Genomic DNA, 22,662 nt, shown 5'->3' with positions numbered 1-22,662 from the left:
CAATCGCCTTTCCACCCGCAAACTCCGCCACCCCTCGCACAGCCTGGCAAGCGAGTCCCCCGTCCGATGATCTGCTTGAACTCCGTCATCGACCCCACGACGCGGGTGAGAACGACATTCTTGCAGGTCGGCGCATCGACGCCCGTCGTCAGAAGCTGCGACGTCGTGAGGGTGACAGGAACTTTTGTCTCGACATCCCGAAAGGCATTCAGCTTGCCTTTCCCAATGTCGCCCTCGTCGGCGGTGATGCGACAGGCATAGTCCGGATAGGCGACGACGAGATCTGAATTGAGGTTGGCAAGCGCGCGGCGCATCTCACTCGCATGCTCCTGGTCGACAAAGAAGACGATCCTCTTCGCGAAGCGGTCCGTTTGGGCAAGGAAGTGCGTGAGATGTCGGGCGATCGCTTCGGGCGGACGCGCGACGACGCGCTCGAAATCCTTGTTGTGATACTCATCATCGGGAATCTCGCGCCCGAAGCGGTCGAGCTCGCCCTTAACCGGCCGCCAGCCCGCGGCGCCAAGTCCGTGACTACCCGGTGAACGCGATAGGGCGCAAGGAAGCCGTCCGCGATGCCTTGCGCCAGCGATATAGACCGGCGCGCCGAAGTACGCGTAAAGTATCGCGGTTGTCATCCCTGAGCGGGGTGGCGGTCATGCCGAGCTAGTAGGCCGGCTCGAAGTACTCCAGGATTTCCTGCCAACTGCTGTTGTCGCGCGCGCCGCCGCGGTGACATTCGTCGCCAGTGATCCGATCGAAGAAGTCGGTCGCGTATTCCCGATATCCGCGTCGGACGGATCGACGTCGCTCTTCCAATCGACGACCACCTCGGCGCGATCTCCGCCGTAGGCGATGGCGTCGATGCGTCCGGCGAGCGCCCCTGGATTCGAGCTATCCTCCAGCAGCGATCGGCTACTCGGGGGTCAACCGCTCGTGAAGCGCCGCGATGCCCGGCAGTTGCAACGTACGCCAGGCGGTAGCCGCAATCTCGTCGGCGTCCGGATGGCCGTCGCCGTCGTTGGGATCGAGGACCACTTCAGCCACCAACTCGCGCGCGCCGCTGGCAACGGCTCCGCCTCCTCGACGAGTTCGCTGGTCAGCACCTCTTCCATCAACTTGCGCAGGAGAACACTGCGCACGCGCCTGCACCGACAGGCAGGCTGACCTCGGGCGCATCGCCGGCAACGACGTGATGGCCTCGATCGCTTGCAAACGGTCCGGATCATGATCGCTCGGTCGCAGCCAGGTCAGCGGAACGGCCGCTTCCTCAATGACCGCGCGCTCGGCTGCGAAGAGCTCCGCGGTCTGGGTATTCGGCAGGTCGGCGCCCATCGGCGTGGGCTCCGGCGTCATGCGGGGAGCCGCCCAGCTCCGGAAATGCGTCCTGGCCCAGGTTGACGACACGAGACCAGGACTCTGCTCGGCCTGCGCCAATTCCGGCACGATCTGCAGCTCACGGGCTCGCGTACACGCCACGTACCAGAGCCGTTCCCGTTCGCGCATCAGGCTATCGTCATCGGTCTCGAGCGCAGCGCGCAGCTCGGGCGGCGCGACATCGCTAATTCACGATCGGCGAGATCGACCTCTGCGTCCGCCTGCAGCAGCCCGATCGCCCTTTTTGTAGACATGCCTCGATCATCGAGCGCCCCACCACATTGGGGGCGTCGCTCTGCCAAGAGAAGAAACGTGGTGAGTCATAACAGCCTTACCCACGGCTTTCGACCGGTCCCTGTCGATTTCGACAAGTCCAACAACTGCGCGTTCCATAGTTGCGCGCTGCATTACCTGAAACTGAGAAATCAAATTTGGCAGGCGCACTTTGATCTTGTCGCCACCACTGTAGAACAATGTTCGGTTCTTGTGACGATCTAGCCCGCCGTCAGTACGATCCGGCGTAAGCACGAACTTTTCGACTGCGCTCCCACCTTTCACAACCTTATAAACCTTTGGCATGTCATCGAGGAGCCCGTCACGAATGACGAGATTTTTCTTACCAACTCGATCTCTCGGGCGTTTCCTCTCTGGCATCATGGCTTGAAATCATCGCGGCGAAATGAGGTTTTGAACTCGGCCTGCAGCGCCTCCGGCGTGAGAGGAGAGAGAGCTTTGGCAACCGCCCTAACCAACGCACCCGTCCGATCTCGCAAACTGCGCTCTCAGCTTCCGCACTTCTTTCGCCAATAAAGGCAATTCCGAGAAGGTCGATCTGGCGCTTTCGGAGAGACTCAATCGACACAAAAGAGTGACTGATCGTTCGGAGTGCCGTGCTCGCGCAGAGCACGACTGGACGTCGCCATCGCTCGAAGATGTCGATGTAAAGTGTTGGTCCCACTCGGCGGCACCATCGGCCCCTGCCCCTCTCGATCACGAGCGGCCGCCCACCCTGCGTCGTCTAGGTACATTGAGCGCGTCTGCGTCGACGCGGACTTCGTCGATCTCCGCGGCATGATAGGGGTGAAGCGGGCGTTCGAAGGCGGTAAAGCTCCGGCACGATGCGATCGGATGAGAGACTGCCCAGCCGTGCGACGAGTTCGGTATCGGTTTCTCCTTGGAACCTGAATGGGCTTCCAATGCTCCGCGCTCAGAATATTAGCGAATCCGGCGCAAAAGACTGTCTTTGCGGTCACCGCGCCGTCCGCTGGTACCGCCGTCGGCCTATCCCACTACCGGCCTAGCTACCGCATCGACGGGGCAAAGTCAGGACTTCGTGGTATTTCGTCCAGCGGTTCCTGCAGCGCCGCCACACGCTGGAGCAGAGCAGCGTGGTAAGCTTGCGATTTTTCGGGTTCGCGATCCGCGTCAGGCGCGAACTCGGCCCACTCTGTAGCGCCAGGTCCGCGCGGACCTTCCACAATTTCGTGCATTAGCAAAATATCGCTACGGATGATCACCGTATGAAAGATGGGCGCCGTCAACCGGTAGTAGAAGGGATGCTTGTCGCCAAGCGGTCCGAGCCGCACAATCCGCTTGATTTCGCCGGCGTCTGAGAACAACACGGCATCCATCTCGCCCGCGATAATGTGGTAGGCTTCGCTCCTGCCCGGATGCTTATGAGGACGGATATAAGTGTTGCGGTCAAATGCGAAGATCGATTCAATGACTCCATCCTCAGCATTTGGTTGCGGGTTGATCCGGACGTGGCGCTTGGGACTTGCCGGTAGCGCGGCCTTGAGCATGTCGAGCTCGTCTTGACCGATAGAGCAGATCGGCCCCTCCGCCAGAAAAACCCCAGCCGACTTCTGAACTAGATTCATGACAGCTTCCTTTTACGCTGTTAGCTGCGTCGCACGTTCTGACGCCGTGTCATCCGATGGAGCGTCGTTGAGTAACCAGTCGAACGCGCAATCCTTTCGCGTTGACCCGCCGTGACCGACAGCCGTAAAGAGCTCCGCCGCTGCGCGTTGATGCTCAAACAGCCGCTACTCTAGACGCCGCTCTCATGGATGAGATTGATGTGGATTGCTTGACTGCATGATTCGCGGCAACCCACGCCCACACGAACGCGGACCCAATGCTAATTCCAGGACCGACGCAGTAGCGTCCAGATACCGGGGCTGCCGACACTCCAGTGGCGTATAAGCCCGCAATCACGGACCCGTCCTCGCGCAAAACACGCGCACACCCGTCGGTGATCACGCCACCGTACGTCGAGCAATCTCCCGGAACCACCTGAATGCTGTAATAGGGGGGCGTTTCGATCGCGCCCAAAGTCTGAGACGGCTTGTGATACGGATCACCATGCCAGCGATCATACAAACGATTGCCGCGTCCGAAATCCTCATCTCGATTTTGTGCGACAAAGCCATTGAACCGCCCAATGGTGGCCTTGAGCATCGCGGGATCTATTTGCAGCTGCGCGGCGAGTCCTTCGACCGTATCACTCTTCCGAAGGTAACTGCTATCGTACCAAATCTGCGGCTTTCGTTGATTCGGCAAACGACCTGCGACCATGTATGTTTTCATGGCTGTCTGGTCGAAGACGATCCAACTTGGGATTGCAGGCACTGTGCGGTTACGTTCCAGCATGCCTTTGCAATAGGCCATGTACGAGCCGCATTCATTCTGGTAACGAACTCCGCTCTGATCGACCATGATGCAGTGAGGTGATGAAGCCAATCCCTGCGCGCCAGGTTTGTCTGAGGAACCGTTGATTCCCGGCGGGACGGTGCGCGGAATCCCAATCATCTCCTCCATTTGACTAACGGCAGCGCCGTGGCGCATCATCTCTTGGATCATTTCACCCGTGTCGCCCGGGGCTACACAGGTCCATTCCACCGATGTTCCGGGCTGGTAGAGATCGCGCATCGCCTGATTGCGCGCGAAGCCGCCGGCGTTCACGAGCACCCCTAATCTGGCGCCGATTCGCCATGGCTTGCCGTCCTTCAATGTCACCACGCCCTTGATCCTGTCTTCCTCCACAATCAGTTCCGTGACCGGCGATTCAAGCCGCAGATCCACATCCTCTTTCAGACACGCCTGCACCATTCGACCCTGGAGAGCCGCACCACCAGTGACGAGGTCCTTTCCGAGGAGCTTGCTGATTACGCCGCGGACAACCATCTTTGCCGCTAAGAGCTTGGCCTGCCAGGAGTGACCGACATGGGGCAAGAGGAAGAGCTCGTTGTAATGGACAAGGTACTTTGCAAGCGGACCCCGGCGGATTTTATGCTTCCATTCTCCTAACTCGTTCGCATCGAACATCACTTGAACGACACAGCGGCCAAATGGAGCTCCCCCTGGAACCTCGTCGTAGTAGTCGGGCATAGACGAGCGATCAAACTTCAACCCGCGCCTCATTAGGAATTCAAGCATCGGGGGCCCTTCTCGGAGAAATATGTGGCGCCGCTCTCGCGAAGTGCCTAGCGCGTCGTGATCATCAACCAGAGTGTCGAGATAAGTGGCGGCGCTCTCGAAGGAATCCTCTATCCCGTCACGCCTCAAGAAAGGGTTGCACGGAATCCAAAGGCCACCGCCCGACCTTGCGGTTGTTCCACCGAGAAAGTCCGTTTTTTCTAGAACGACGACGCTCTTCCCACTTGCGCGCATCACGAGTGCAGCGCACATTGCACCGCCGCCGCTGCCTACCGCCACGAAGTCAAACACCTCGTCGAACTTCATCATACTCTCTCCAATGAATATGCGCTTGACGATCGCTCGCCACGCTTATTGCATCGTATGGCCGCCATCGACCACCATTCCAATGCCGGTGATGAAGGCAGCGTCCTCGGAGGCCAAATAGGCGATTGTGGCGGCGATCTCCTCGGGGGTCGCCATGCGTCCGATGGGCACGCTGGCATGGAATTGCTTCCGCCGTTCAATCGCGTTCTCCGCCTGAGCCACGAGACGGTCAACCATCGCGGTCTCCGTAGTGCCCAGGCAAATAGCATTGACGCGAACACCTTCGGCGACATGGTCAACGGCCATGGCACGGGTCAGGCCCATCACTGCCGCTTTGGCTGCGGCGTAGGCAACGCGATTGCGCACGCCAACAACAGCGCCAACCGTAGAGGCGACATTAACGATACAGCCGCGGCTCGCGCGCAAATGAGGCATAGAATACTTTGAGACAAGGAAAGGTCCGCGCGCGCAAACGGCAATGACCCTGTCGAAATTTTCGGCGGTCTCGTCCTCGGCGCGAGCATAAGACCCGATTCCCGCATTGTTGACCACGACATCGATACGACCGTAGCGCTTCACGACCTGCTCGACGCACGTGATCACGTCGGATTCTACCGCCACGTCACAAGCGATCCCAATGGCATCCTGAAGTTCTGCCGCAGTCTTGCGGGCAGTACTCTCATGGAGACCTACGCACGCGAGCGAATAGCCCTGCGAGGCTAGCTTATGTGCGGTGGAGCGACCGACTCCGGCCCCAGCACCCGTCACCAGGGCGACTCGTTTCACATTCATCTCGGATTCCCTCGTGTTGAGCTCGCTTGTCTGCGTTCATTTCATTGCCGCTGCGACTGATAATATTTCACCGTCATCCAGCGATCGCAGTGATCGGTGCACACATGCCTCCAAGGATCAGCCATGATCGCTCGATCGTCGACTCCATCACTCCATGCGCGGCAGCGCGTTGCGAGCAAATTCAGGCGTGACGCTTCAGCGTCGGCGGCAGCCCCGGCCTTGAACATACTCAGCTCGACTTGCCCGCAAGAGTTGATCTGACCATCGGCCAGCCTTCCCGACGATTTGTGAGCACGATTCATCGGAACGCTACAGAATACGTGCGAGCAGGACACGACTCACCGGAAGCCCTTTTCTAAGACAATTATTGTTGGGTTCCGAGCTAATCCAATACCAATTTCGGAGCGATCAATTCCAAACTGGAAATGATGCGAATGCTTCCGCCGTGAGCAGGTACCGAAGGACAGTAGGACAAGAGGGTTGGAACTGAGTGCTTGCCTCGGTGCCCGCCCCTGTCGAGCGCGTCTACACCGGCGCCGTCCAAGTCACGTTCGCGACGTCGATCGCGGACGTTTCCGAGTTAGTATTAGTGAATTTTAAGAGGTCAACGTGACCTCCCTTGTATTGGGGCGAGATGGGTCATGTCTCCCCATTGTTCAGGGAAGCAAAGCGTATAAGAGACGTCGTGATCTCCTAACAAGCGCGCTCAAGATGAGCACTTTATTGTCTCTCCGCACCCTAACTCGGTTGCTGTAGTGTACGCGTAGTCGAATTCCTCACCGATAACGCTCGGCGCCAGTGCGAAGACGCGTAACCTGCGTCTGACAGCGATCCGATCCTTCTTCAGGTTCGTGTCCTTCGAGGAGCCGACATACAGTGCACTGATCCAGCGCGTGCTCGCCATACCGAGCAAGCGTCACGACAAGCGACAGGTGCACTTCCTGAAGCGCCCCGAGATCGAGGCAGTTCTCGCCGCGCCCGATCGAACGACGTGGCTTGGCCGCCGCGATCACACCTTGCTGCTGGTCGCGGCCTAGACGGGCTTACACCTCTCAGAGCTGACTGGCCTTGACCGGGATGCCGTCCACCTTGGGTCTGGCGCACACGTACGATGCGTCGGTAAAGGGCGGAAGACCCCAGAAACGCCAAGACGATTCAGCCTTCGCCTTGACGTATAGCCTCCGCCTCATGTGCTGCAAATCGATGGACGCATTTGTCATCTCGTCCTTGCCTTCCTTACGTTGGAGACATCACAAATGGCCGGGTCCCTTCGCTCCACCCCGCTTCAGCGCTACTGCGGACCCGGCGCCCGCGCGAAGGCCTCGGAAGACGGCGCGCTGATCGCCCAGCAGAAGCTGCGGATTGCCAAGCTTGAGCGTCAGATCTACGGACAACGGTTAGAGCGGTCATCGCGACTGATCGACCAATTGGCGCTGACATTCGAAGAGCTGGAAGCTGACGCCACAGAGGACGAGCTGGCGGCGGAACGAGCCGTCGCGAGGACGACGACGGTACGCGGATTTATACGCATGCGCGCCGAGCGCCAGACGTTCCCCGAGCATCTCCCACGCGAGCGGGTGGTGATCGATCCGCCGACGGTTTGTGGCTGCTGTGGCGGCGCGCGGCTGCGCAAGCTGGGCGAAGACGTGACCCGGACCCTGGAGGCGATCCCGCGCCAATGGAAGGTGGTCGAAACGGAGCGCGAGAAGTTCACCTGCCGGGATTGCGAGAAAATCAGCCAAGCGCCGGCGCCGTTCCATGTGATTGCGCGGGGGTGGGCGGGACCGAGCTTGCTCGCGATGATTCTGTACGAGAAGTTCGGCCAGCATCAGCCGTTGAACGTAAGCGATTTTCCCCGCACGTTGACGCCGGCGGTTTTGATGGATTGCCCTAGTATCGGGCGATACCGGGCCGTTCAGGCAGTGGCGGCTTTGTGGGAGTTAAAGGGCAGCAGGTCGGTAATATCGGCGTCGTCGGCGCGCTGAGGCAATTCGGTGAAGACGTGGCGCAACCACGCTAACGGCTCGACACGTGAGGCGCGGCAGGTCAGCATCAGGCTGTATACGACGGCACTGGCCTTGGCTCCGTCCACGGTATCGCTGAACAACCAACTCTTCCTGCCAGTTGCAAAAACCCTGATGTCGCGCTCGATCGGGATGCTGCCGTCCCTGGTGTAGCGCGTCAGATATTCCCATTGGTTTCGGGTGTAGGATACGGCGTCGCCGAGCTTGCTGTCAGGCAAGACCTTCGGGGCCATGTCATCGAGCCATACCTTGAGAGCATTGAGGATGGGGACACTATGTTGCTGGCGGAAGCGGCGAATGCAGTCGGCCTGTGTTTCACCCTTCTCCGGTATTCCGTCCCGCGCCTGCCTTTCAACCCGGTAGAGCTGGTCGAAGAACCGCAGCGCCTGCTCGGGCGGACCGCCGCCCTTCTTCCTCGCCCTGAGGGCATCGACAAAGCGCCGCCGGGAGTGGGCCATGCAGCCGATGTGGGTGGCCCGTTCCAGCGTGCGCGATGCGGTATAGCCGTCACTCATCACGATGCCGCGGTAATCACCGAGGAAGGCCTGCGGGTGGATTTGGCCGCGGCCCGGCTGATAATCCAGAAGAACGATGGGCTCGTGACTGTCCTTGCCGCTGCGATAAGCCCACATATACGATGTGCTGGTGGCCTTTTTGTCCTTCTCCTTGAGGACCTGAACCGTCGTCTCGTCGCCATGGATGAGAGGCTGCGATCTGAGCCGCAGCTTCAGGGCGTCATAGATGCGGGAGAGATGTTCCTCGCTCGAGCGGATCACCCAGCGACCCAAAGCGCCGCGGCTGACCGGAACGCCGGCGCGTTCGAAGGCCTGCGCCAGGCGGTAGAGCGGCGTGCCATCGACATATTTATGAACCAGCGCGAACGCCAGCGTTGAGGCCGTGGCAACGCTGCCCGGCAGCGGCTGCGTCGGCATCGGCGCGGTCACGACAGGGGCGTTGATCTCGGTGCGATCGCAATGGCGGCACGCATATTTGACTACGTTCTGTAAAACCTTCGCCTTCACCTCGATATGAAGTTGCTCGGTGACAGCCTGGCCCATGCGATGCATTGGCCACGGCAGCAAGGACACGCCTTCTGATCGTCGGGCAGGTCATACTCGACGCGCTCACGCGGCAGGTTCGCCGGCAGCGGCCTGCGGCCGCGCTTCTTTCCCGTTGTGTTTTCGACGGGTGGCAAGCCCGTGTCCGGAAGTTCGGCGATATTGTTCGTTTCACTGCCGGCGTCATCCTCATCGGCGGCCTGCTCGGCTTCATTGAAGAGACGATCGACGTGCTTTTCGCTGCGTGGCGCAAAACGATGCAGGCGTGCCAGCGCCAGTTCTTCCTCGAGTTTGACGACGCGGTCGGCGAGTTGATGGTTCTCCGCCTGCAGCGCAGCAATGCGCGCCAACAGCACTTCAACACTCGGATCGCCGGTTCGATTCATCGGATTCTTGAATCTGAACCGTACCGACGCGTCAACCGCTCAACTCGAGAGCTCAGCCGGCAACCTGATATTGCCGCACCGGATGGCGGACCATCGCATCGATATCGATGCCGTCAAGGATCCAGTGCAATTGCTCGGTCGTCAGCGTGACGACCGCCTCCTGGCGGCGCGGCCATCGGAACTTGTCCTCGGTCAGCCGCTTCAGGACCAGCACAAAGCCGGACCGGTCGAAGAACAGCAATTTCATCCGGTCGCAACGGCGATTGCAGAACGCAAAAACCGCCGGAGTGAATGGATCGAGCGCCATCGTCTCCTGGACCAGGACCGCAAGGCTGTTGATGCCAGCCCGGAAGTCGATCGGCTCACGGTGCAGATAGACCTGCAGGTCACCGCCCAGTCTGAACATGGCCCAGTGCTCCGATGATCGCCGTCAATGCATCCACATCGCCGCATTCCAGCGCGAGCTTCACGCCGTTCGGCAGCGACACGCTCACTTTGGCCGGAGAACAAAAAGCTGGAGACCCTTTGGGTTCCGAACCACGCACTTCATCGCAAGTCGCCGGCAAATCCACCGTCGCCACGCTGTCTTGCCGCGACAGGGCTCGATCGGCGGACCCCTCAAGCTGAACCGGGATGAACGCCGGGCGTGAGGACGGCGGCGGCGACCTGGTCGCGGTGTGCTTCTTGATCCACTTCCGAAGCAGGTTCGCGTTGACCCCATGTTCGAGTGCAAGCCTCGATACCGAAACCCCAGGCTCAAGGCAGGCCGTGACAAGACGCTCTTTCGATGCCGCCTCGTAGCGCCGGCGACCGTTCCGGCCAACAAGCCTGACCCGCAGTTTCTGATCATCCGCTGCCATCACAAGGTGTCCACCTATTTTGGTGGACACCTCATGCATCAGAGAACTCAAAAGAAAAAGGTGCGGAGAAATTCGCGCTTACCGTTGAACCGTCAGGCCGAGCGCTATGCCCTTGAAGGCGTGCCGATCAGCCTCTCGACCATGGCCGACGCCGTAGGGCGTGCTGCACGGTGTTGGAGCCGCTGTCGCGGCTCTTGGAAGCCCACGTCATGGCAGCGAACGCCTCCATGGCGACGACACCACCGTGCCTGTGCTGGCCTTGGGCAAGTGCGATGTCGCTCGATGCTGGGTCTATGAGAAGGATGACCGCCCCTTCGGCGGCTCAGATCCGCCGGCGGCGATGTTTATTACTCGCGCGATCGAAGTGGTGAGCATCCGCAGGCGCATCTGGCCAACTACACCGGGATCCTCCAGGCCGACGCCTTCGGCGGATACATCAGGCTCTACGAGCTCGAGCGAAGTCCTGGGCTTATCAGGGAGGCGGCCTGTTGGGTCCATGCCCGGCGCCCGTTCTTCGCCATGGCGGATCTTGAGGAGAACGCGCGGCGCAAAGCGGCCGGAAAGAAGGAGATCGTCATCTCGCCCGTCGCCGTGGAAATCGTGCGCCGCATCGACGCTCTGTTCGAGATCGAGCGCTCTATCAATGGCCAAAACGCCGACCAACGAAAGGCTGTTCGCCAGGCGCAGAGCGCACCGCTCGTCGCCGATCTGGAAGCCTATATGCGCGAGCAGTGCGCCAAGCTCTCCCGCGGTCACGATCTGGCCAAGGCCATGAACTACATGTTCAAGCGCTGGGCCTCCTTCACACGCTTCCTCGACGATGGTCGCGTCTGCCTCTCGAACAATGCAGCCGAAAGAGCGCTGCGCGGCATCGCATTGGGCAGAAAGTCGTGGTTATTCTGTGGGGTCCGACCGCGGAGGGCGCCGAGCCGCCGCCATGTATAGCCTCATCGTCTCTGCCAAGATGAACGACGTCGACCCTCAAGCCTGGCTCGCCGATGTACTCGCTCGCATCGCCACCCACCCCGCCCACAGGCTCGATGAGCTGCTGCACTGGAACTGGAAGGCTGCGCAACACAAGGCCTTGCGGCGCAGGCGGCTTGAGTGGGGCACGTCAACAAAGTCAGCCACGTGTTCACTCTCAGTCATGTCGCTGAGATGCTCGGTGAAGACGAGGAATGGCTGTTCGAGGTCGCCGAAGAAATGGACACCGAGGATGGCCAGCTATGGGTCGTCGGCGTCAGTGAAGACGGCGTGATGGCGTTCACCCGATGACGGGATGGAGAACCTCAAAGAGCTGATCGCAATCCACAAGGACACCCCCAGCATCATCGAAAAACGACGCCAATCGCTCGCTGTGATGATGAAGCCAAAGACCGAGGAGTCCGACGAGATCTAACCGCTAACCGGACAGATCAGCGCGCCTGCGGCCTAAAGCGCACGGTTACGCCAAAGCGTATCTGAGAAGCCAAAAAAGGGGCTCCGGTGGGCACACCGGAGACCTTCTTTGGAGGAACTCTGGAGTAGAGATTATTCTGTTCGACAGTTCGAGCTAGAAGTTACGTTGAACAGCGAGGTTGAGTGCGAAGCCGCTTTGATCCCTCAACTCGTACACACCAGCGGGCTTCCCGATGCCGGATTGCGCTGGCAGCAGCACAGTGCTTCCGCCAGCGTATTTCTGGTCCAATATGCTATAAGTGAGTTCGGCCAAGAACGTCAGATTTTTGATCGGGGTCCATTGGGTTTTTGTACCGACAACTGAGTAGTTGAAGTCGGGGTTGCAACCGGCGGCTCCACTCGAGAGTGCAAGGCCAGTGACAAACGCGCCGCAGATGAAGCTCTTCGCCGTATTGCTATAGCGCACAGCGCCGAAACCACCGAAAATACTGCTGGTCCAATATTGGTTCCAATTGTGATTATATGCGCCATTAAAACCGTACGTCGTAGTCAACTCTTGGCCAGATCCTGCAACGAATACAGAGTCAGAGATCCCCCCAATTCCAATGCTTTGGTAAGCACCTGCCAGCCTCGCGCCCCCGAACCTCGCATAAGTCGACGACAAATAGTCATTGAAGACATAGCGGCTGGCACCGTTGGCATACACACCCGTGACGTTGATTGAGTCACCAGGCCCGGTGGGCAGGTTTTTAATGGAAAGTGCCAGCTGTCCGGCCCAACCCCACTTGTCGTCCGGATGGCCCGTGAGCTCCGTGGCGCCATAGTATGCAGCGTGGTTATCGTGAGCAGCCACCGACGCTTGGAATAGACCCCAAGCCTGGTCAACGCGTAGCATCGCGACGAAGTCTGGAGCGATTGTGCCGGCAATGTCGTTACCACCGTACGAACCACTCGCGAGGCCTGCGGCCGACGCCGCACTCACGTTCCATATATTGGTCGTATAATTCTGAACCTGATCCTGAGCCGAGAACGACGCTGTGATACCTTGCCCAAAATCAGCCGTGTAGGTGAACTGATTGACGGGGTCCCAACCGCCGCTGCCTGGTATGTCGGTCCAGTTCCCAGGGTAATCGCCCCAAGGCGTAGAAAACTGCGAGCCTGCCTTACCGATGGTGAATCCGGCAAACTGGACGAAGGCATATATGACGCTGAGGGTGCCACCGGCTACAGAGCCCGGGCCCGCGTTGTTCGGCGCCGGAGTTCCGCCAATCGACTGATATACAGTCGAGCCGTTGCCCGCCCCGCTATAGGGCCCCGAAGTCCACATGTAAAAAAGCTCGGCGTAGGTTCGAACCATGCCGTACTCGCTGGCGGTACGCGTATCAACGTTGAGGTCCGCACGAGAACGCCAAGTATAGCCGTTGCTGTAGCGATTTGCTGCCCCCCCCGCCCCGAAGTCTGTATTAAGACCCATAGAATTAGCACGGACTGCCATCCAGCCGCGCAAATAACCACCAAGCTTAATACAAGTATCGGTGCCGGGAATATAATAGAAGCCTGGGCCATAGAGCGAGCAAACCTTGACGTACTCGATCGCCTTAGCCTTCACCGGAAGATCTGCGGCTTGGGCTCCACCTAGGGCGGTCAGACCGGCCACCGAAGCGACCAAAAAGCTCTTCGCCATTCTCATGGAAAGTCCCCCAAATTTATTAGAAGGCAATCTCCGAACTAGGTTCGAGATCACCGACTTTCTTGACGCGCCCAATCATTTCGACCTGTAGGGCCTTTGTTAAACATCCGCCAGTCGAGCAAACCGAGCGACGTCGCGGTCCGGATCATTCCGCACTCGCAGACACAACGTTGACAGAAAACTTTCATCAATGGCCCGGAAAGTCAGTACGGAACGTACAAACCCAGCCATAGCTCCGGAAACCCGTGTTCGGAACGCGTCACATCGGTACGACTGGTACAATGAGTTCAGCGCCCTTCCATTGCTGAACGTAAACTCCTCAAAAGTGTCATTTGGAAATGCCCTAGCTCGCGAACCCGGGTGCAATCTCAGCCTCGCGTTCGCCATCGAGTGGGTCACACCATCAACCGCCGTATGTCTGTCGTCGGGCGATTGAAACATTGAAACGACTTCCTTGGCGCTTCGTCTTCACCCAATCGCCCCGCTTCGTTGGGAAGAGCGATGGCGCGCGACCACTGCGCATTCATGGCTGAGCGGGCAGATCAGGAGACGGAGGCCAGAACCGCCGGGCATCGCAGCGAACTTCATACGGTCAAATCGATTCGCGTTCCGCAGCACAGCGCATGTCGGTTGCCGAAACATTTACCTAACCTAAGAAGCGAATCCTCCAAGCCAGGTTCCACGATCGGCGATTCTCTGCTTGGCCACCATCATTCCAACAAACGATTTACCATAATCTGCCACAGCTCGCCCTCGTGTCATGAGGATCGGCTCGGCCTCCGTACGCAGAGTGACGAAGCACGTCAGTTGCACTGGTGGACATACGGCTTTACACATAGGCCGTCCGATGCATTGAGAAATTTCCGAACTCCTGCAGAATTATGCTACCGCAAAGGCTCCTTTATCGCAGTCACGGACTCCGACGAAACATAAGCCGCTGAAATAACTTTGTAACAACAGCATGCCCGTTGCTCCAGAGAGTTTCGCTCGTCTATCTGCAAAACGCCGCGCGTCTTACGAATCATTCCCTGCTCTTCAAATCGAATGAGTGTCTCCGTTACTCCAGCACGCCGCAATCCCAAGATGGAAGAAAGATAGTCGTGGGTGACTGGAAGCACATTGGCGTCGACGGCATCACTCGCCAAGCAAAGCCATGACGCGAGGCGCTTTTCGCGATCGTGCCGGACGCCACACAATCCTGCCTGAGCGCAATGAAGGCTCAGTGCTTGAACGTATCGAAAAAGACATTCCCGAACTTCGGGACGTTCGTCGATTATCCGGTGCAAATCATCGACGCGAATCCTCAGCGCTCTTCCAGGAAAAACTACAACGGACTGATGCGTTGGGAGGTGTCCTCCCAATAATAGCGGCGCCCCGACCACGCCGCGGTATCCGATCAACCCTGTCTCAAAGACGTTTCCCTCCGAAACAATCCTCAACGAAACGAGGCCTGATTCTATGAAATAGAGGTAATCAAGATTCCGTCTCGGCTCCTGTAGAACCAACCGATCCGCCAAAATGATCGGTTCAAAGAAGCCTCTCATTGCAGCGAGGTCTTGCAGAGAAATCCTCGTGAGGATCGCATTCTTGACAAAGGAGCGCGAACAAGGATGCCCGTGAACAGGTCGGTGAATCACTGGCTGCCTTTCGGCATCCGGTCGCTTGGGATACGCGCGCGCCCTGACCAAGGAATCCGACTCGATATTCGTCTCAAGATAACCTCCCAAATGATCTCTTGGCGTGATTTTCCCCTTGGACAAATTCGGACCCGCATCGAAGGATGCTCGCAAACTGATCGATTCTCGAGCGCGGTTCTCCCCCAAAAGAGCACCTGACGGTCATTGAGTTGGTACAGAAGCGACACAGCGCACAACTTCGGTAGATGGCTTAATCAACTTATCGGTGATCCACTTGAAATAAGCGCAGCATCGCAAACGTTGACTCTGCTTAAATGAGCCGACGGCTAGCCGTGGCCAGCACGTAAATCAGCTAGTCAGCGCGACTCTTGACCTGCAAACCATCGAACGCGGCGAGCACGAAGCGCTAGACCCTCTGCTCTTTTAACTCGGAGACATGATCGTAGCCGAGCCTGCGGCAACTTAGTTGTCTCCGGATTTAGCTCCGAACCATAAGTAGCGCGATTTCCGATTTGTCCAGGCGCCGCGACCGAATAGTGGACTACACGCATGCGATCTTCTCCTCCAACACATGGATTGTGAATGAACTACGTTTGTCAAAGCCAATACCAATTTTGGAAAAAACAATACCGGATCGGAATTGAAGCGCACTGCGGTCGCGCGAACCGTCGCGCTACCGTACGGCGCGACGTGCCGTGCTTCATCGTCCAAAACCCGGAACATCAAATCCTCACAGCAGGCTTCGCCTTGCGTGCTTCCTTGTCCAGCACGCGCTGTGAGCGAGAACTCTAATTTGGCGAAATCGATAACGGAAATGTCTAATGTCCATTCCATACTACAATAGTACACAAAAGCGTCATCAAGGCGATCAAATTGGCCATCAGTCTAACCGGCGTAAGCGCCCGGTCATGACCCGGGCTTTTGTTCGCCGCCCTTCTCGCCGCGGCCCCGATTAGTTTTGTGCTCGCGGATGAAGTCGGTCAGGCTTTCGAGTCCGAAGTCAGTGAAGGCGGGGATCTGCTGATCGTCGGGCCCGTAGACCCAGAGGCAACCGTCTTCCGGCTCCATGTCGACATAGACTTCCCACAGCAGTTCGGCGTCCTCGCCGAGCATTTCGGCAGCGAGCGGGAGGGTGTAAACCCGGGCGATCGCAGCCACGGTCAGGCCGCCAGTCTGGCGTCGGATGGGGCGCGCCAGTTCCAGGGAAGAAGCTCGTCGATGCGATTGGCGGGGTGGTCGCTGACGCGGCCGATCAGGTCGGCGAGATAGGCCTCCGGATTGATGCCGTTCAGCTTGCAGGTCTGGATCAGGGTGTAGAAGACCGCGGCACGCTCGCCGCCGGAGTCCGAGCCGAGGAAGGTCCAGTTGCGTCGTCCGAGCGTCAGCGGGCGGATCGCACGTTCGGCGGCATTGTTGGTCATCTCAAGACGGCCATCTTCGGTGAACCGGGAGAGAGAGCGCCTTCCAGCGATTGAGGCTGTAGCGGATGGCCTTGGCGAGGTCTCCCTTGCGACTGATCCTGCCGAGGCTGGTCTCCAGGTAATCCTTAAGGTCGGCCAGCAACGGCACGCTTTGAGCCTGGCGCATGGCCAGACGATCCGAGGCACTTCGGCCGTTGATCTCGCGCTCGACGGCGAAGACCGCGCCGATCTTGTCCAGCGCCTGACGCGCGATCGGCGATTTGGTCCTCGCGTGCTCGTCGAACAGTTCGCGTCTCGCATAGGCCCTGCACGCGACCGGCTCCAGGCGCGGGCGGCCGGTGATCGGATCCGGTTCGTAGAGTTTGTCAAACCCGGCATAGGCGTCGGCGTGCAGGAAGCCGGATGCCGGCGCCAAAATGGCTTGAGCGTGCTCACCTTTGCGGTCAGGCGAGTAGCGATAGTAGGCCGCCGGTGGATTGGGCGAGCCCCAGGTGCCTTCATCGCGCACAACGACCCATAGCCGGCCGCTTTTGGTGCGCCCGCGTCCGGGATCCTGAACCGGGATCGGCGTGTCGTCGGCATGGATGGTCGGGCCGGCGCGAGCGTAGTCGCCGATGCGCTCAGCTACCGGCGCCATCAGCCATGCGGCCCGTCCGACCCAATCGGCCAGGGTCGATCGATCCAGGTCGACGCCCTCGCGCGCGTAGATTCCCGACTGTCGGTTCAAAGGCAGGTGGTCGCAATATTTGGAGACCAGCACATGGGCGATCAACTTTTGGCCGGGCCTGCCGCGCTCGGCTGTTCTTCGGTCTCGACGATGCCAGGGCCAAACTCGCGGCATGGGTCGCCGACTACAATGGCGAACGCCCCCATTCCTCGCTGCAATACCTCACGCCCGCGGCCTACGCCGCCTCTCTCACCGCAACGGGCGCTCGGCTGCGCAACCCCGACCAGCTCCGCCGATCGCCCGTTGCTTCCACCGCGCCGCAAGGCGTACACCCCCCCGAGACTCTAACTGTCGCTGGATGAAATTCAGGGGAAGGTCAGATCCACCAACTCCGATGAAGATTGGAGGCACCATCTTTCTGCGTGGTGCCAGCGAAACAAACGATCGCACCACACTAGCCGTTCTGCGCGAATAGCATCGGCCTTCGGATGAACCCCGGTCGATTGCGTCTGAAAGATGCACCGCGCTCGATGCATCTCCGAGATCGCATCCAGAACGCCGCTTAACCCGACTTTAGGTCAAGGTCTGGTCACGATATGTCGACGTCATCTTAGGTGTACTTCTGCAATCTTCGTCTCGTCGACCACACGGTTCAAGATTCACACAAGGAGAGGGATACAGCCTTGTCGCTTAAGCATTGCTGCCGTCAACCAGCTGGTTAAACCGGTCGCGCTTATCCAAATTCTCTTTGAGAGCTGCTGACGCTCGCCCAGCAGAAAACCTTGATCGCCACCAATTAGTTACGTCTAGCATCCAAGCATTCGTGCTGGAAGCGACTCTGCCCGCTCGATCAGCACAACCTCACGTATTCCGCCGGCGTAGTCGGCGTATCGAAAAGGTCGGGATTCAAATGTCGCAATATTCCGAGATATTAATGGGAACCGGGATCAACATGTTCATTAGCGGCACGTGCTGCTGTGCCCCATATACATCGCCTTCCCCTAATGAGCATTGCGCGTGGGGTCGAACAAAAGTCACTTTAAAGGCGCGAGCAACCGGCACTTCGAAGAACGACGATATCATCGTAACATCCACTCGATAGGCGCGAGCTATGCTTTCAACATTGAGCGCGCCACTTTTTGAGACCGCGGTATACAGATCGTCTCGATCAAATAATGCATCAAGAGTCAATCGGTATGGTCCTGCATTCTTGCTCCGCACGATGGCAGCCAAGTTACCCAGTTTTACCAGACGGGTCTCCGACATACTACACCTCTTCCATTACAAGCGGGAAGCATTCAAGCGCGGAACTAACCTTCATGAGGTGATAGGTTCCGAACTCATATTGCAGACCGATATTCAGCGCTCGGGGTGAATATGGAAACGCCACGTTGCCGGAAATATTTTTTTGACCGGGATACTCCGCATGAGCTAGCTTCGCGCCAAGTGCATGACATGCGTCATACGCGACGCCTTGGCTGCTTGCAGTCGTCTCGATCAAAACTCCGACCTCATGGGGAACCGCCTTTTCAATTTCGAGCTTCCCCATGACGGCGTCGATGCCGTACTTTCGCGTGACGATCTGTAGCGACGGATCTTCTATCCTCTTGCGCGTCGCTCCGCATATCTCTTCCAGGACTTCGTCAAGGCAACGGATCATTGTTGGGCAGCGTACGCCCGCCATGCAGATTGTCCGATAGCCCGCGGGCTTCGCCCCTTCGAGCTTGATCCAGCAGTCGGAGCTCTTCTCCCCCCGAGTACCGGACACGCGCACGCGCCGTTCATCTAGCTGGTCGAACTTACAATCAGACAGATTAATTACCTGCCCCGGCCCGTATTGAACATAGGGATCCTCTCGCTCGTACAGCGAATGCGCCGCCACAGATTTAAGCGAGGCGCGACGCGCGAGGCTCCCGGGCTCCAAGGTAAAGCCTCCATCGTCGACCGTGCCCAGCATCACGTCCATCGCGAATGGCTCAGCACTCAAAGCGCCGCACTCAAGTATCTTGCCCATGTGCGTGGCCAAGGCGTCGTCCGCCCCCTTCCAGATTGCATAGGACGCAATCGTGCTGTCGTCGCATGCGCGCCCGGCAATAATCACGTCGGCACCTTGATCGAGTGCGCGGCGGAACGGCTCATCGCCCATTTGCCCTACCAAGCCAGATAAGGCTTCCACGTCTTGTTCGCGGAGCTCAAGCCCAGTCCCAAGATCACGCACTTCCCCAGCTCTTATAGCCGAAATCACACGCTCTTTTGGGATATCCGAATAGATCTTGGCCAATCGGAAATGGAGACCTTGCTCCCGAGCAACCTCCTTGGCGAGTTCGGCGACTTGGTCCACTTGGGCGTTAGTTCCCGCCCCCCCCGCACTACCAATAATGAAGGGAATTCGGGCTTTGCGAGCTGCCGGGATCAAAGCAGCGAGCTCTTTTTTGATAATCCGATCAGAATAGAGCGACGCTCCTGAACCGAGATGGTACGGTCCAGGATCTTGCGAGCCCGCATCAACGGCAATGACATCTGGACGAAGACTCATACCCCGTTCCAGCGCCTCAATGCCAAAGCCTGCGCCCAGCATTCCGGTCGGCGCGAGTGTTCGTACGCTTATCATTTGGTTTCCGGTTTCTCTAGGGTTAGAGTTCGCTTCGGTCGATGCGAGGGTCTGGACTCACATTTGTGCCCTTATGACGCTACGTGACCTCATAGCCAAGTATCGCCTTCACCTCGAGGTATTCCTCAAGTCCCCACCTGCCATTTTCTCGTCCATTGCCCGACTGCTTGTAGCCACCGACTGGCGCAGCCCTGTCGGACGTCGGATAGTTGAGATGAACGGTGCCCGCGCGCATCCGGGACGCCACGCGGCGCGCTCGCTCAAGGTCAGAGGATTGAACGTAGGCCGCCAAGCCATAGACCGTATCATTAGCGAGTTCGACTACCTCTTCTTCATTCTGATAAGGCAGAATCGACAGAACAGGGCCAAAGATTTCTTCGCGCGCGATGGTCATGGAATTCTGGACATCGGCGAATATGGTGGGGCGCACAAAGTAGCCTCGGCTTAAATGCTCCGGCCGGCCCAAACCGCCGGTGATAAGCTGCGCTCCCTCATCGATTCCAGCTTGGATTAATCGCTGAACTTTATTGAATTGCGCTTCGTTCGCGACCGGACCTAAACTTGTGTGGGCGTCGCGCACATCTCCAACGACAAGCTTCTCTGCCGTCGCCCTTGCGGTCGCTTTCACCTCATCCTGCCGGTCTGCCGGTACGAACATGCGGGTTGGAGCGCTGCACGACTGACCACTGTTAAACATTGCTCTGAGGACGCCTTTAGTGACAGCAGCCTTGAAGTCAACGTCATCCAACAGAATGTTAGCCGACTTTCCGCCGAGTTCTTGCGCCACGCGCTTCACTGTTTTCGCAGCACCTTCGGCTACTGAGATCCCGGCGCGCGTCGAACCAGTGAACGACATCAGGTCAATGCCCGGATGGGCCGACATGGCCGACCCTACGAGAGCGCCCTCGCCTTGCACCATATTGTAAACACCCTTGGGCACGCCAGCGGCATGCAACACTTCCGTCCAGATGATGGCGTTCAGAGGTGCCACCTCGGACGGCTTCAGCACCATACTGCAGCCGGCGGCCAGTGCCGAGGCGACCTTCATCATAATTTGACCAATTGGCCAATTCCAAGGGGTGATCAATCCGGCCACACCAATTGGCTCCCAAAGGATCTTGGTGGCCCCCTGCATTTCTTCGAAGCGATAGCGCTGAAGCACGCCGATCATACTGCTCAGATCGGTTGACGCGGCCTGGAAGTCGTGCGCAAACTGCAGGGGCGCGCCCATTTCGCGACAGAGAGCCTCAGCAACATCACTCCGCCGCTTCTCGTACTCCGCAAGAATGCTTCTTAGCAATTCCAGCCTTTCCTTCGGAGCGGTTTTAGAGAAGGAATGGAAAGCACTGCGAGCGGCGATTACGGCACGGTCAACGTCCTTTGGACCACCCACCGCAATGTGAGTGAAAACCTCCTCTGTGGAAGGATCGATCACGCCTAGGAGCAACGGCTCCAGAGGATCTACCCAAGCCCCATTCACATAGTGGTGACTTTCGTGCAAAATTCCGACTCCTGTGGATGGTCTAACGGAATATGGGTCATCAAGCTTTGGCAATGCCAATACCAATTCGGACGAGGTTGATACCGCATCGGAATTGGTTCAAAGCGCGTATTCAACATGAGTGGCGCCTCTCGAGCTGAGTTGCGATGACCGCCTGCTGTACATACAGCACGAGAATTGGACGGCCGCGATCGAATTCGCCGGGGACGATTTGCGCTCGCATTTCCATTGTCTTTGACTGCAAACTTGGGTTGCCCGCTATCCGAGACCTAATTTTCTCGCCCTTAAGCCGCAACCTGCTAGCTCAATCACCACTTGTACGAGGATTGATCGAACTTCTCTCAAGCGTTTCGCGACGCAGCCTGGTAATGGACTGTAGGCAAAAGATGCACTAATGGATCGCCTGCACGCGCACCGATATCCGCCACACTCGCAGAGGCTATCGTATGGATCCTCAATCTAGAGGCATGTTGCGCGCAAGGAAGGAATATTGCAGCCTCCAGCCGAGATCCGACCCCGGGGGTAACGACCTAGGACCGATCGACATTCATTGCATCCAGATCATTGCGGCAGCGAGATGGATGAAGCCGGTAAAGTTGTCAGATCGCCTGTCATAACGGGTTGCCAAGCGTCGGAAGTGTTTGAGCTGGCAAAAGCAGCGCTCGATGCGGTTGCGCTGTTTGTATGCGTCGGCGTCGTGCGGAATGATGATCCTGCGGGTGCGGTTTGACGGGATCACCGCCGTTGCGCCGATTTCCGCGATGATCGCACGCAGGGCGTTGCTGTCATAGGCCTTGTCGGCGAGCACGGCATCGCCGCTTTGGCCGTGGAGCAGTGCCGGCGCCTGGGTGATGTCATTAACTTGCCCAGCCGTGACGATGAAGCGGAGCGGACGGCCGAGCGCATCAGCCAGCATGTGGATCTTGGTGGTCAGTCCACCTCGGGAACGCCCCAGCGCCTGATCTTTGGCCCCCCTTTTCCGCTCGTCGCCTGCTGGTGGGCGCGAACGATGGTGCTGTCGATCATCAGATACTGGTTGTCGCGATCGGCGGTCAGAGCAGCGAACACGCGCTCCCAGACGCCGGCATGGCACCAGCGGCTGAAGCGCTGATGCACCGTTTTCCACTTGCCGTACCGTTCCGGCAGGTCGCTCCAGTGTGCGCCCGATCGCAAAACCCACAAACATCCGTTGACGAACAGTCGATTGTCCGCAGCCGTACGTCCCGGGTCGCCAGCTTTCCCCGGCAGCAGTGGCGCAATCCTCGCCCATTGCGCCTCCGTCAGCTCATATCGTTTCGCCGCCACCATCTGCTCCGTGTCTCGAATCACGGAACTCTATGAATCAGCGATCAAACCGCTTGGGAATCCTGAATGTCGATCGGTCCTAGTCGGGCCTCGGTGTCCGCTTCGCCAACATCTGCCAGCCGCCCGGAACTTGACATCAGTTGACGACGTTCGGAAAGTACGCACACGACGAGGGCCGCCCGATTGACGCATGC

The 22,662-nt window shown here is 58.5% G+C and carries 16 protein-coding genes and 8 pseudogenes; 5 read left to right on the top strand and 19 right to left on the bottom strand.

Translation table 11 applies throughout. From position 1 onward, the window contains the following. Positions 1-47: 47 nt before the first annotated feature. The 7 genes and pseudogenes from ACVI1L_RS24065 to ACVI1L_RS24035 form a co-directional block, all read right to left on the bottom strand. Positions 48-783: pseudogene (locus tag ACVI1L_RS24065) on the bottom strand (DEAD/DEAH box helicase family protein); the annotation flags it as partial. Between the two features lie 129 nt (positions 784-912). After that, the gene (locus tag ACVI1L_RS24060; RefSeq protein WP_456783976.1) at positions 913-1,332 is read right to left on the bottom strand and encodes a hypothetical protein; all 420 of its coding nucleotides are present in this window, start codon (positions 1,330-1,332) and stop codon (positions 913-915) included. A gap of 303 nt (positions 1,333-1,635) precedes the next feature. After that, positions 1,636-2,031: a hypothetical protein gene (locus ACVI1L_RS24055; protein WP_456783975.1), complete on the bottom strand. Its 396-nt coding sequence runs from the start codon at positions 2,029-2,031 to the stop codon at positions 1,636-1,638. Then, a pseudogene (locus ACVI1L_RS24050) lies at positions 2,028-2,627 on the bottom strand (AAA family ATPase). The gene ACVI1L_RS24055 and the pseudogene ACVI1L_RS24050 overlap by 4 nt, the downstream one beginning before the upstream one ends. Before the next feature lie 48 nt (positions 2,628-2,675). Then, positions 2,676-3,254, bottom strand: coding sequence for a WbuC family cupin fold metalloprotein (locus tag ACVI1L_RS24045; protein WP_456783974.1), 579 nt, complete (start codon positions 3,252-3,254; stop codon positions 2,676-2,678). A gap of 154 nt (positions 3,255-3,408) precedes the next feature. Continuing rightward, positions 3,409-5,121 carry an FAD-dependent oxidoreductase gene (locus tag ACVI1L_RS24040; protein ID WP_456783973.1) on the bottom strand — a complete coding sequence of 571 codons (1,713 nt, stop codon included), beginning with the start codon at positions 5,119-5,121 and terminating at the stop codon, positions 3,409-3,411. 42 nt (positions 5,122-5,163) lie between these two features. Next, the gene (locus ACVI1L_RS24035) at positions 5,164-5,910 is read right to left on the bottom strand and encodes an SDR family NAD(P)-dependent oxidoreductase (protein WP_456783972.1); all 747 of its coding nucleotides are present in this window, start codon (positions 5,908-5,910) and stop codon (positions 5,164-5,166) included. A 794-nt stretch (positions 5,911-6,704) separates the two neighbouring features. On the opposite strand from ACVI1L_RS24035, the pseudogene ACVI1L_RS24030 reads away from it, so the two are divergent. Continuing rightward, positions 6,705-7,058, top strand: a pseudogene (locus ACVI1L_RS24030) (integrase); the annotation flags it as partial. 159 nt (positions 7,059-7,217) lie between these two features. After that, positions 7,218-7,751, top strand: a pseudogene (locus ACVI1L_RS24025) (IS66 family transposase zinc-finger binding domain-containing protein); the annotation flags it as partial. Positions 7,752-7,825: 74 nt separating this feature from the next. On the opposite strand, the pseudogene tnpC (ACVI1L_RS24020) reads toward ACVI1L_RS24025, so the two are convergent. The 3 genes and pseudogenes from tnpC (ACVI1L_RS24020) to tnpA form a co-directional block, all read right to left on the bottom strand. After that, positions 7,826-9,378: pseudogene (gene tnpC / locus ACVI1L_RS24020) on the bottom strand (IS66 family transposase). Positions 9,379-9,430: 52 nt separating this feature from the next. Next, complete coding sequence (gene tnpB / locus ACVI1L_RS24015; protein WP_137483046.1) at positions 9,431-9,784, bottom strand: IS66 family insertion sequence element accessory protein TnpB; 354 nt, start codon at positions 9,782-9,784, stop codon at positions 9,431-9,433. After that, positions 9,765-10,238 (bottom strand): IS66-like element accessory protein TnpA, encoded by a 474-nt coding sequence (gene tnpA, locus ACVI1L_RS24010; protein ID WP_456783971.1) that lies wholly within the window; start codon positions 10,236-10,238, stop codon positions 9,765-9,767. Before tnpA ends, tnpB begins: the two co-directional genes overlap by 20 nt. Positions 10,239-10,319: 81 nt before the next feature. Between tnpA and tnpC (ACVI1L_RS24005) the strand changes: the two are divergent. Together tnpC (ACVI1L_RS24005) and ACVI1L_RS24000 are read left to right on the top strand one after the other, a co-directional pair. Beyond that, a pseudogene (gene tnpC, locus ACVI1L_RS24005) lies at positions 10,320-11,310 on the top strand (IS66 family transposase); the annotation flags it as partial. A gap of 32 nt (positions 11,311-11,342) precedes the next feature. Then, positions 11,343-11,513 (top strand): hypothetical protein, encoded by a 171-nt coding sequence (locus tag ACVI1L_RS24000; protein ID WP_456785688.1) that lies wholly within the window; start codon positions 11,343-11,345, stop codon positions 11,511-11,513. A 277-nt stretch (positions 11,514-11,790) separates the two neighbouring features. Here the strand turns inward: ACVI1L_RS24000 and ACVI1L_RS23995 are convergent, their stop codons facing one another. The 5 genes from ACVI1L_RS23995 to tnpC (ACVI1L_RS23975) form a co-directional block, all read right to left on the bottom strand. Then, positions 11,791-13,326 (bottom strand): porin, encoded by a 1,536-nt coding sequence (locus tag ACVI1L_RS23995; protein ID WP_456783970.1) that lies wholly within the window; start codon positions 13,324-13,326, stop codon positions 11,791-11,793. Between the two features lie 884 nt (positions 13,327-14,210). Next, positions 14,211-14,870: a Crp/Fnr family transcriptional regulator gene (locus ACVI1L_RS23990; protein ID WP_456783969.1), complete on the bottom strand. Its 660-nt coding sequence runs from the start codon at positions 14,868-14,870 to the stop codon at positions 14,211-14,213. A 999-nt stretch (positions 14,871-15,869) separates the two neighbouring features. Continuing rightward, complete coding sequence (locus tag ACVI1L_RS23985) at positions 15,870-16,121, bottom strand: hypothetical protein (protein ID WP_456783968.1); 252 nt, start codon at positions 16,119-16,121, stop codon at positions 15,870-15,872. A 2-nt stretch (positions 16,122-16,123) separates the two neighbouring features. Next, positions 16,124-16,384, bottom strand: coding sequence for a transposase domain-containing protein (locus ACVI1L_RS23980; RefSeq protein ID WP_456783967.1), 261 nt, complete (start codon positions 16,382-16,384; stop codon positions 16,124-16,126). 1 nt (position 16,385) lies between these two features. After that, positions 16,386-17,156, bottom strand: coding sequence for an IS66 family transposase (gene tnpC / locus ACVI1L_RS23975; RefSeq protein ID WP_456783966.1), 771 nt, complete (start codon positions 17,154-17,156; stop codon positions 16,386-16,388). Positions 17,157-17,179: 23 nt separating this feature from the next. Between tnpC (ACVI1L_RS23975) and ACVI1L_RS23970 the strand changes: the two are divergent. After that, positions 17,180-17,413 (top strand): annotated as a pseudogene (locus ACVI1L_RS23970) (integrase core domain-containing protein); the annotation flags it as partial. Positions 17,414-17,957: 544 nt separating this feature from the next. Here ACVI1L_RS23970 and ACVI1L_RS23965 read toward each other — a convergent pair. The 4 genes and pseudogenes from ACVI1L_RS23965 to ACVI1L_RS23950 form a co-directional block, all read right to left on the bottom strand. After that, the gene (locus ACVI1L_RS23965; RefSeq protein WP_456783965.1) at positions 17,958-18,317 is read right to left on the bottom strand and encodes a DUF4387 domain-containing protein; all 360 of its coding nucleotides are present in this window, start codon (positions 18,315-18,317) and stop codon (positions 17,958-17,960) included. 1 nt (position 18,318) lies between these two features. Beyond that, on the bottom strand, positions 18,319-19,629 hold the full coding sequence (locus ACVI1L_RS23960) for an acyclic terpene utilization AtuA family protein (RefSeq protein ID WP_456783964.1): 1,311 nt from the start codon (positions 19,627-19,629) through the stop codon (positions 18,319-18,321). 112 nt (positions 19,630-19,741) lie between these two features. Next, positions 19,742-21,166, bottom strand: coding sequence for an aldehyde dehydrogenase family protein (locus tag ACVI1L_RS23955; RefSeq protein ID WP_456785599.1), 1,425 nt, complete (start codon positions 21,164-21,166; stop codon positions 19,742-19,744). A gap of 544 nt (positions 21,167-21,710) precedes the next feature. Further along, positions 21,711-22,471, bottom strand: a pseudogene (locus tag ACVI1L_RS23950) (IS5 family transposase). Positions 22,472-22,662 lie beyond the last annotated feature (191 nt).

This window comes from Bradyrhizobium sp. USDA 4516 (assembly GCF_054055915.1).
The sequence above is the reverse complement of the archived record's forward strand: the minus strand, read 5'-3'. Positions and strand labels throughout refer to the sequence as shown.

Excerpts from the sequence above, each read along its gene's own strand:
- ACVI1L_RS24045 (WP_456783974.1), bottom strand. The coding sequence starts at position 3,254 with ATGAATCTAGTTCAGAAGTCGGCTGGGGTTTTTCTGGCGGAGGGGCCG.
- tnpA (WP_456783971.1), bottom strand. The coding sequence starts at position 10,238 with ATGGCAGCGGATGATCAGAAACTGCGGGTCAGGCTTGTTGGCCGGAAC.
- ACVI1L_RS24040 (WP_456783973.1), bottom strand. The coding sequence starts at position 5,121 with ATGATGAAGTTCGACGAGGTGTTTGACTTCGTGGCGGTAGGCAGCGGC.
- tnpB (WP_137483046.1), bottom strand. The coding sequence starts at position 9,784 with ATGTTCAGACTGGGCGGTGACCTGCAGGTCTATCTGCACCGTGAGCCG.
- ACVI1L_RS24060 (WP_456783976.1), bottom strand. The coding sequence starts at position 1,332 with ATGGGCGCCGACCTGCCGAATACCCAGACCGCGGAGCTCTTCGCAGCC.
- ACVI1L_RS23960 (WP_456783964.1), bottom strand. The coding sequence starts at position 19,629 with ATGCTGGGCGCAGGCTTTGGCATTGAGGCGCTGGAACGGGGTATGAGT.
- ACVI1L_RS23990 (WP_456783969.1), bottom strand. The coding sequence starts at position 14,870 with ATGAGAGGCTTCTTTGAACCGATCATTTTGGCGGATCGGTTGGTTCTA.
- ACVI1L_RS23965 (WP_456783965.1), bottom strand. The coding sequence starts at position 18,317 with ATGTCGGAGACCCGTCTGGTAAAACTGGGTAACTTGGCTGCCATCGTG.
- ACVI1L_RS23995 (WP_456783970.1), bottom strand. The coding sequence starts at position 13,326 with ATGAGAATGGCGAAGAGCTTTTTGGTCGCTTCGGTGGCCGGTCTGACC.
- ACVI1L_RS24035 (WP_456783972.1), bottom strand. The coding sequence starts at position 5,910 with ATGAATGTGAAACGAGTCGCCCTGGTGACGGGTGCTGGGGCCGGAGTC.
- ACVI1L_RS24055 (WP_456783975.1), bottom strand. The coding sequence starts at position 2,031 with ATGATGCCAGAGAGGAAACGCCCGAGAGATCGAGTTGGTAAGAAAAAT.
- ACVI1L_RS23980 (WP_456783967.1), bottom strand. The coding sequence starts at position 16,384 with ATGACCAACAATGCCGCCGAACGTGCGATCCGCCCGCTGACGCTCGGA.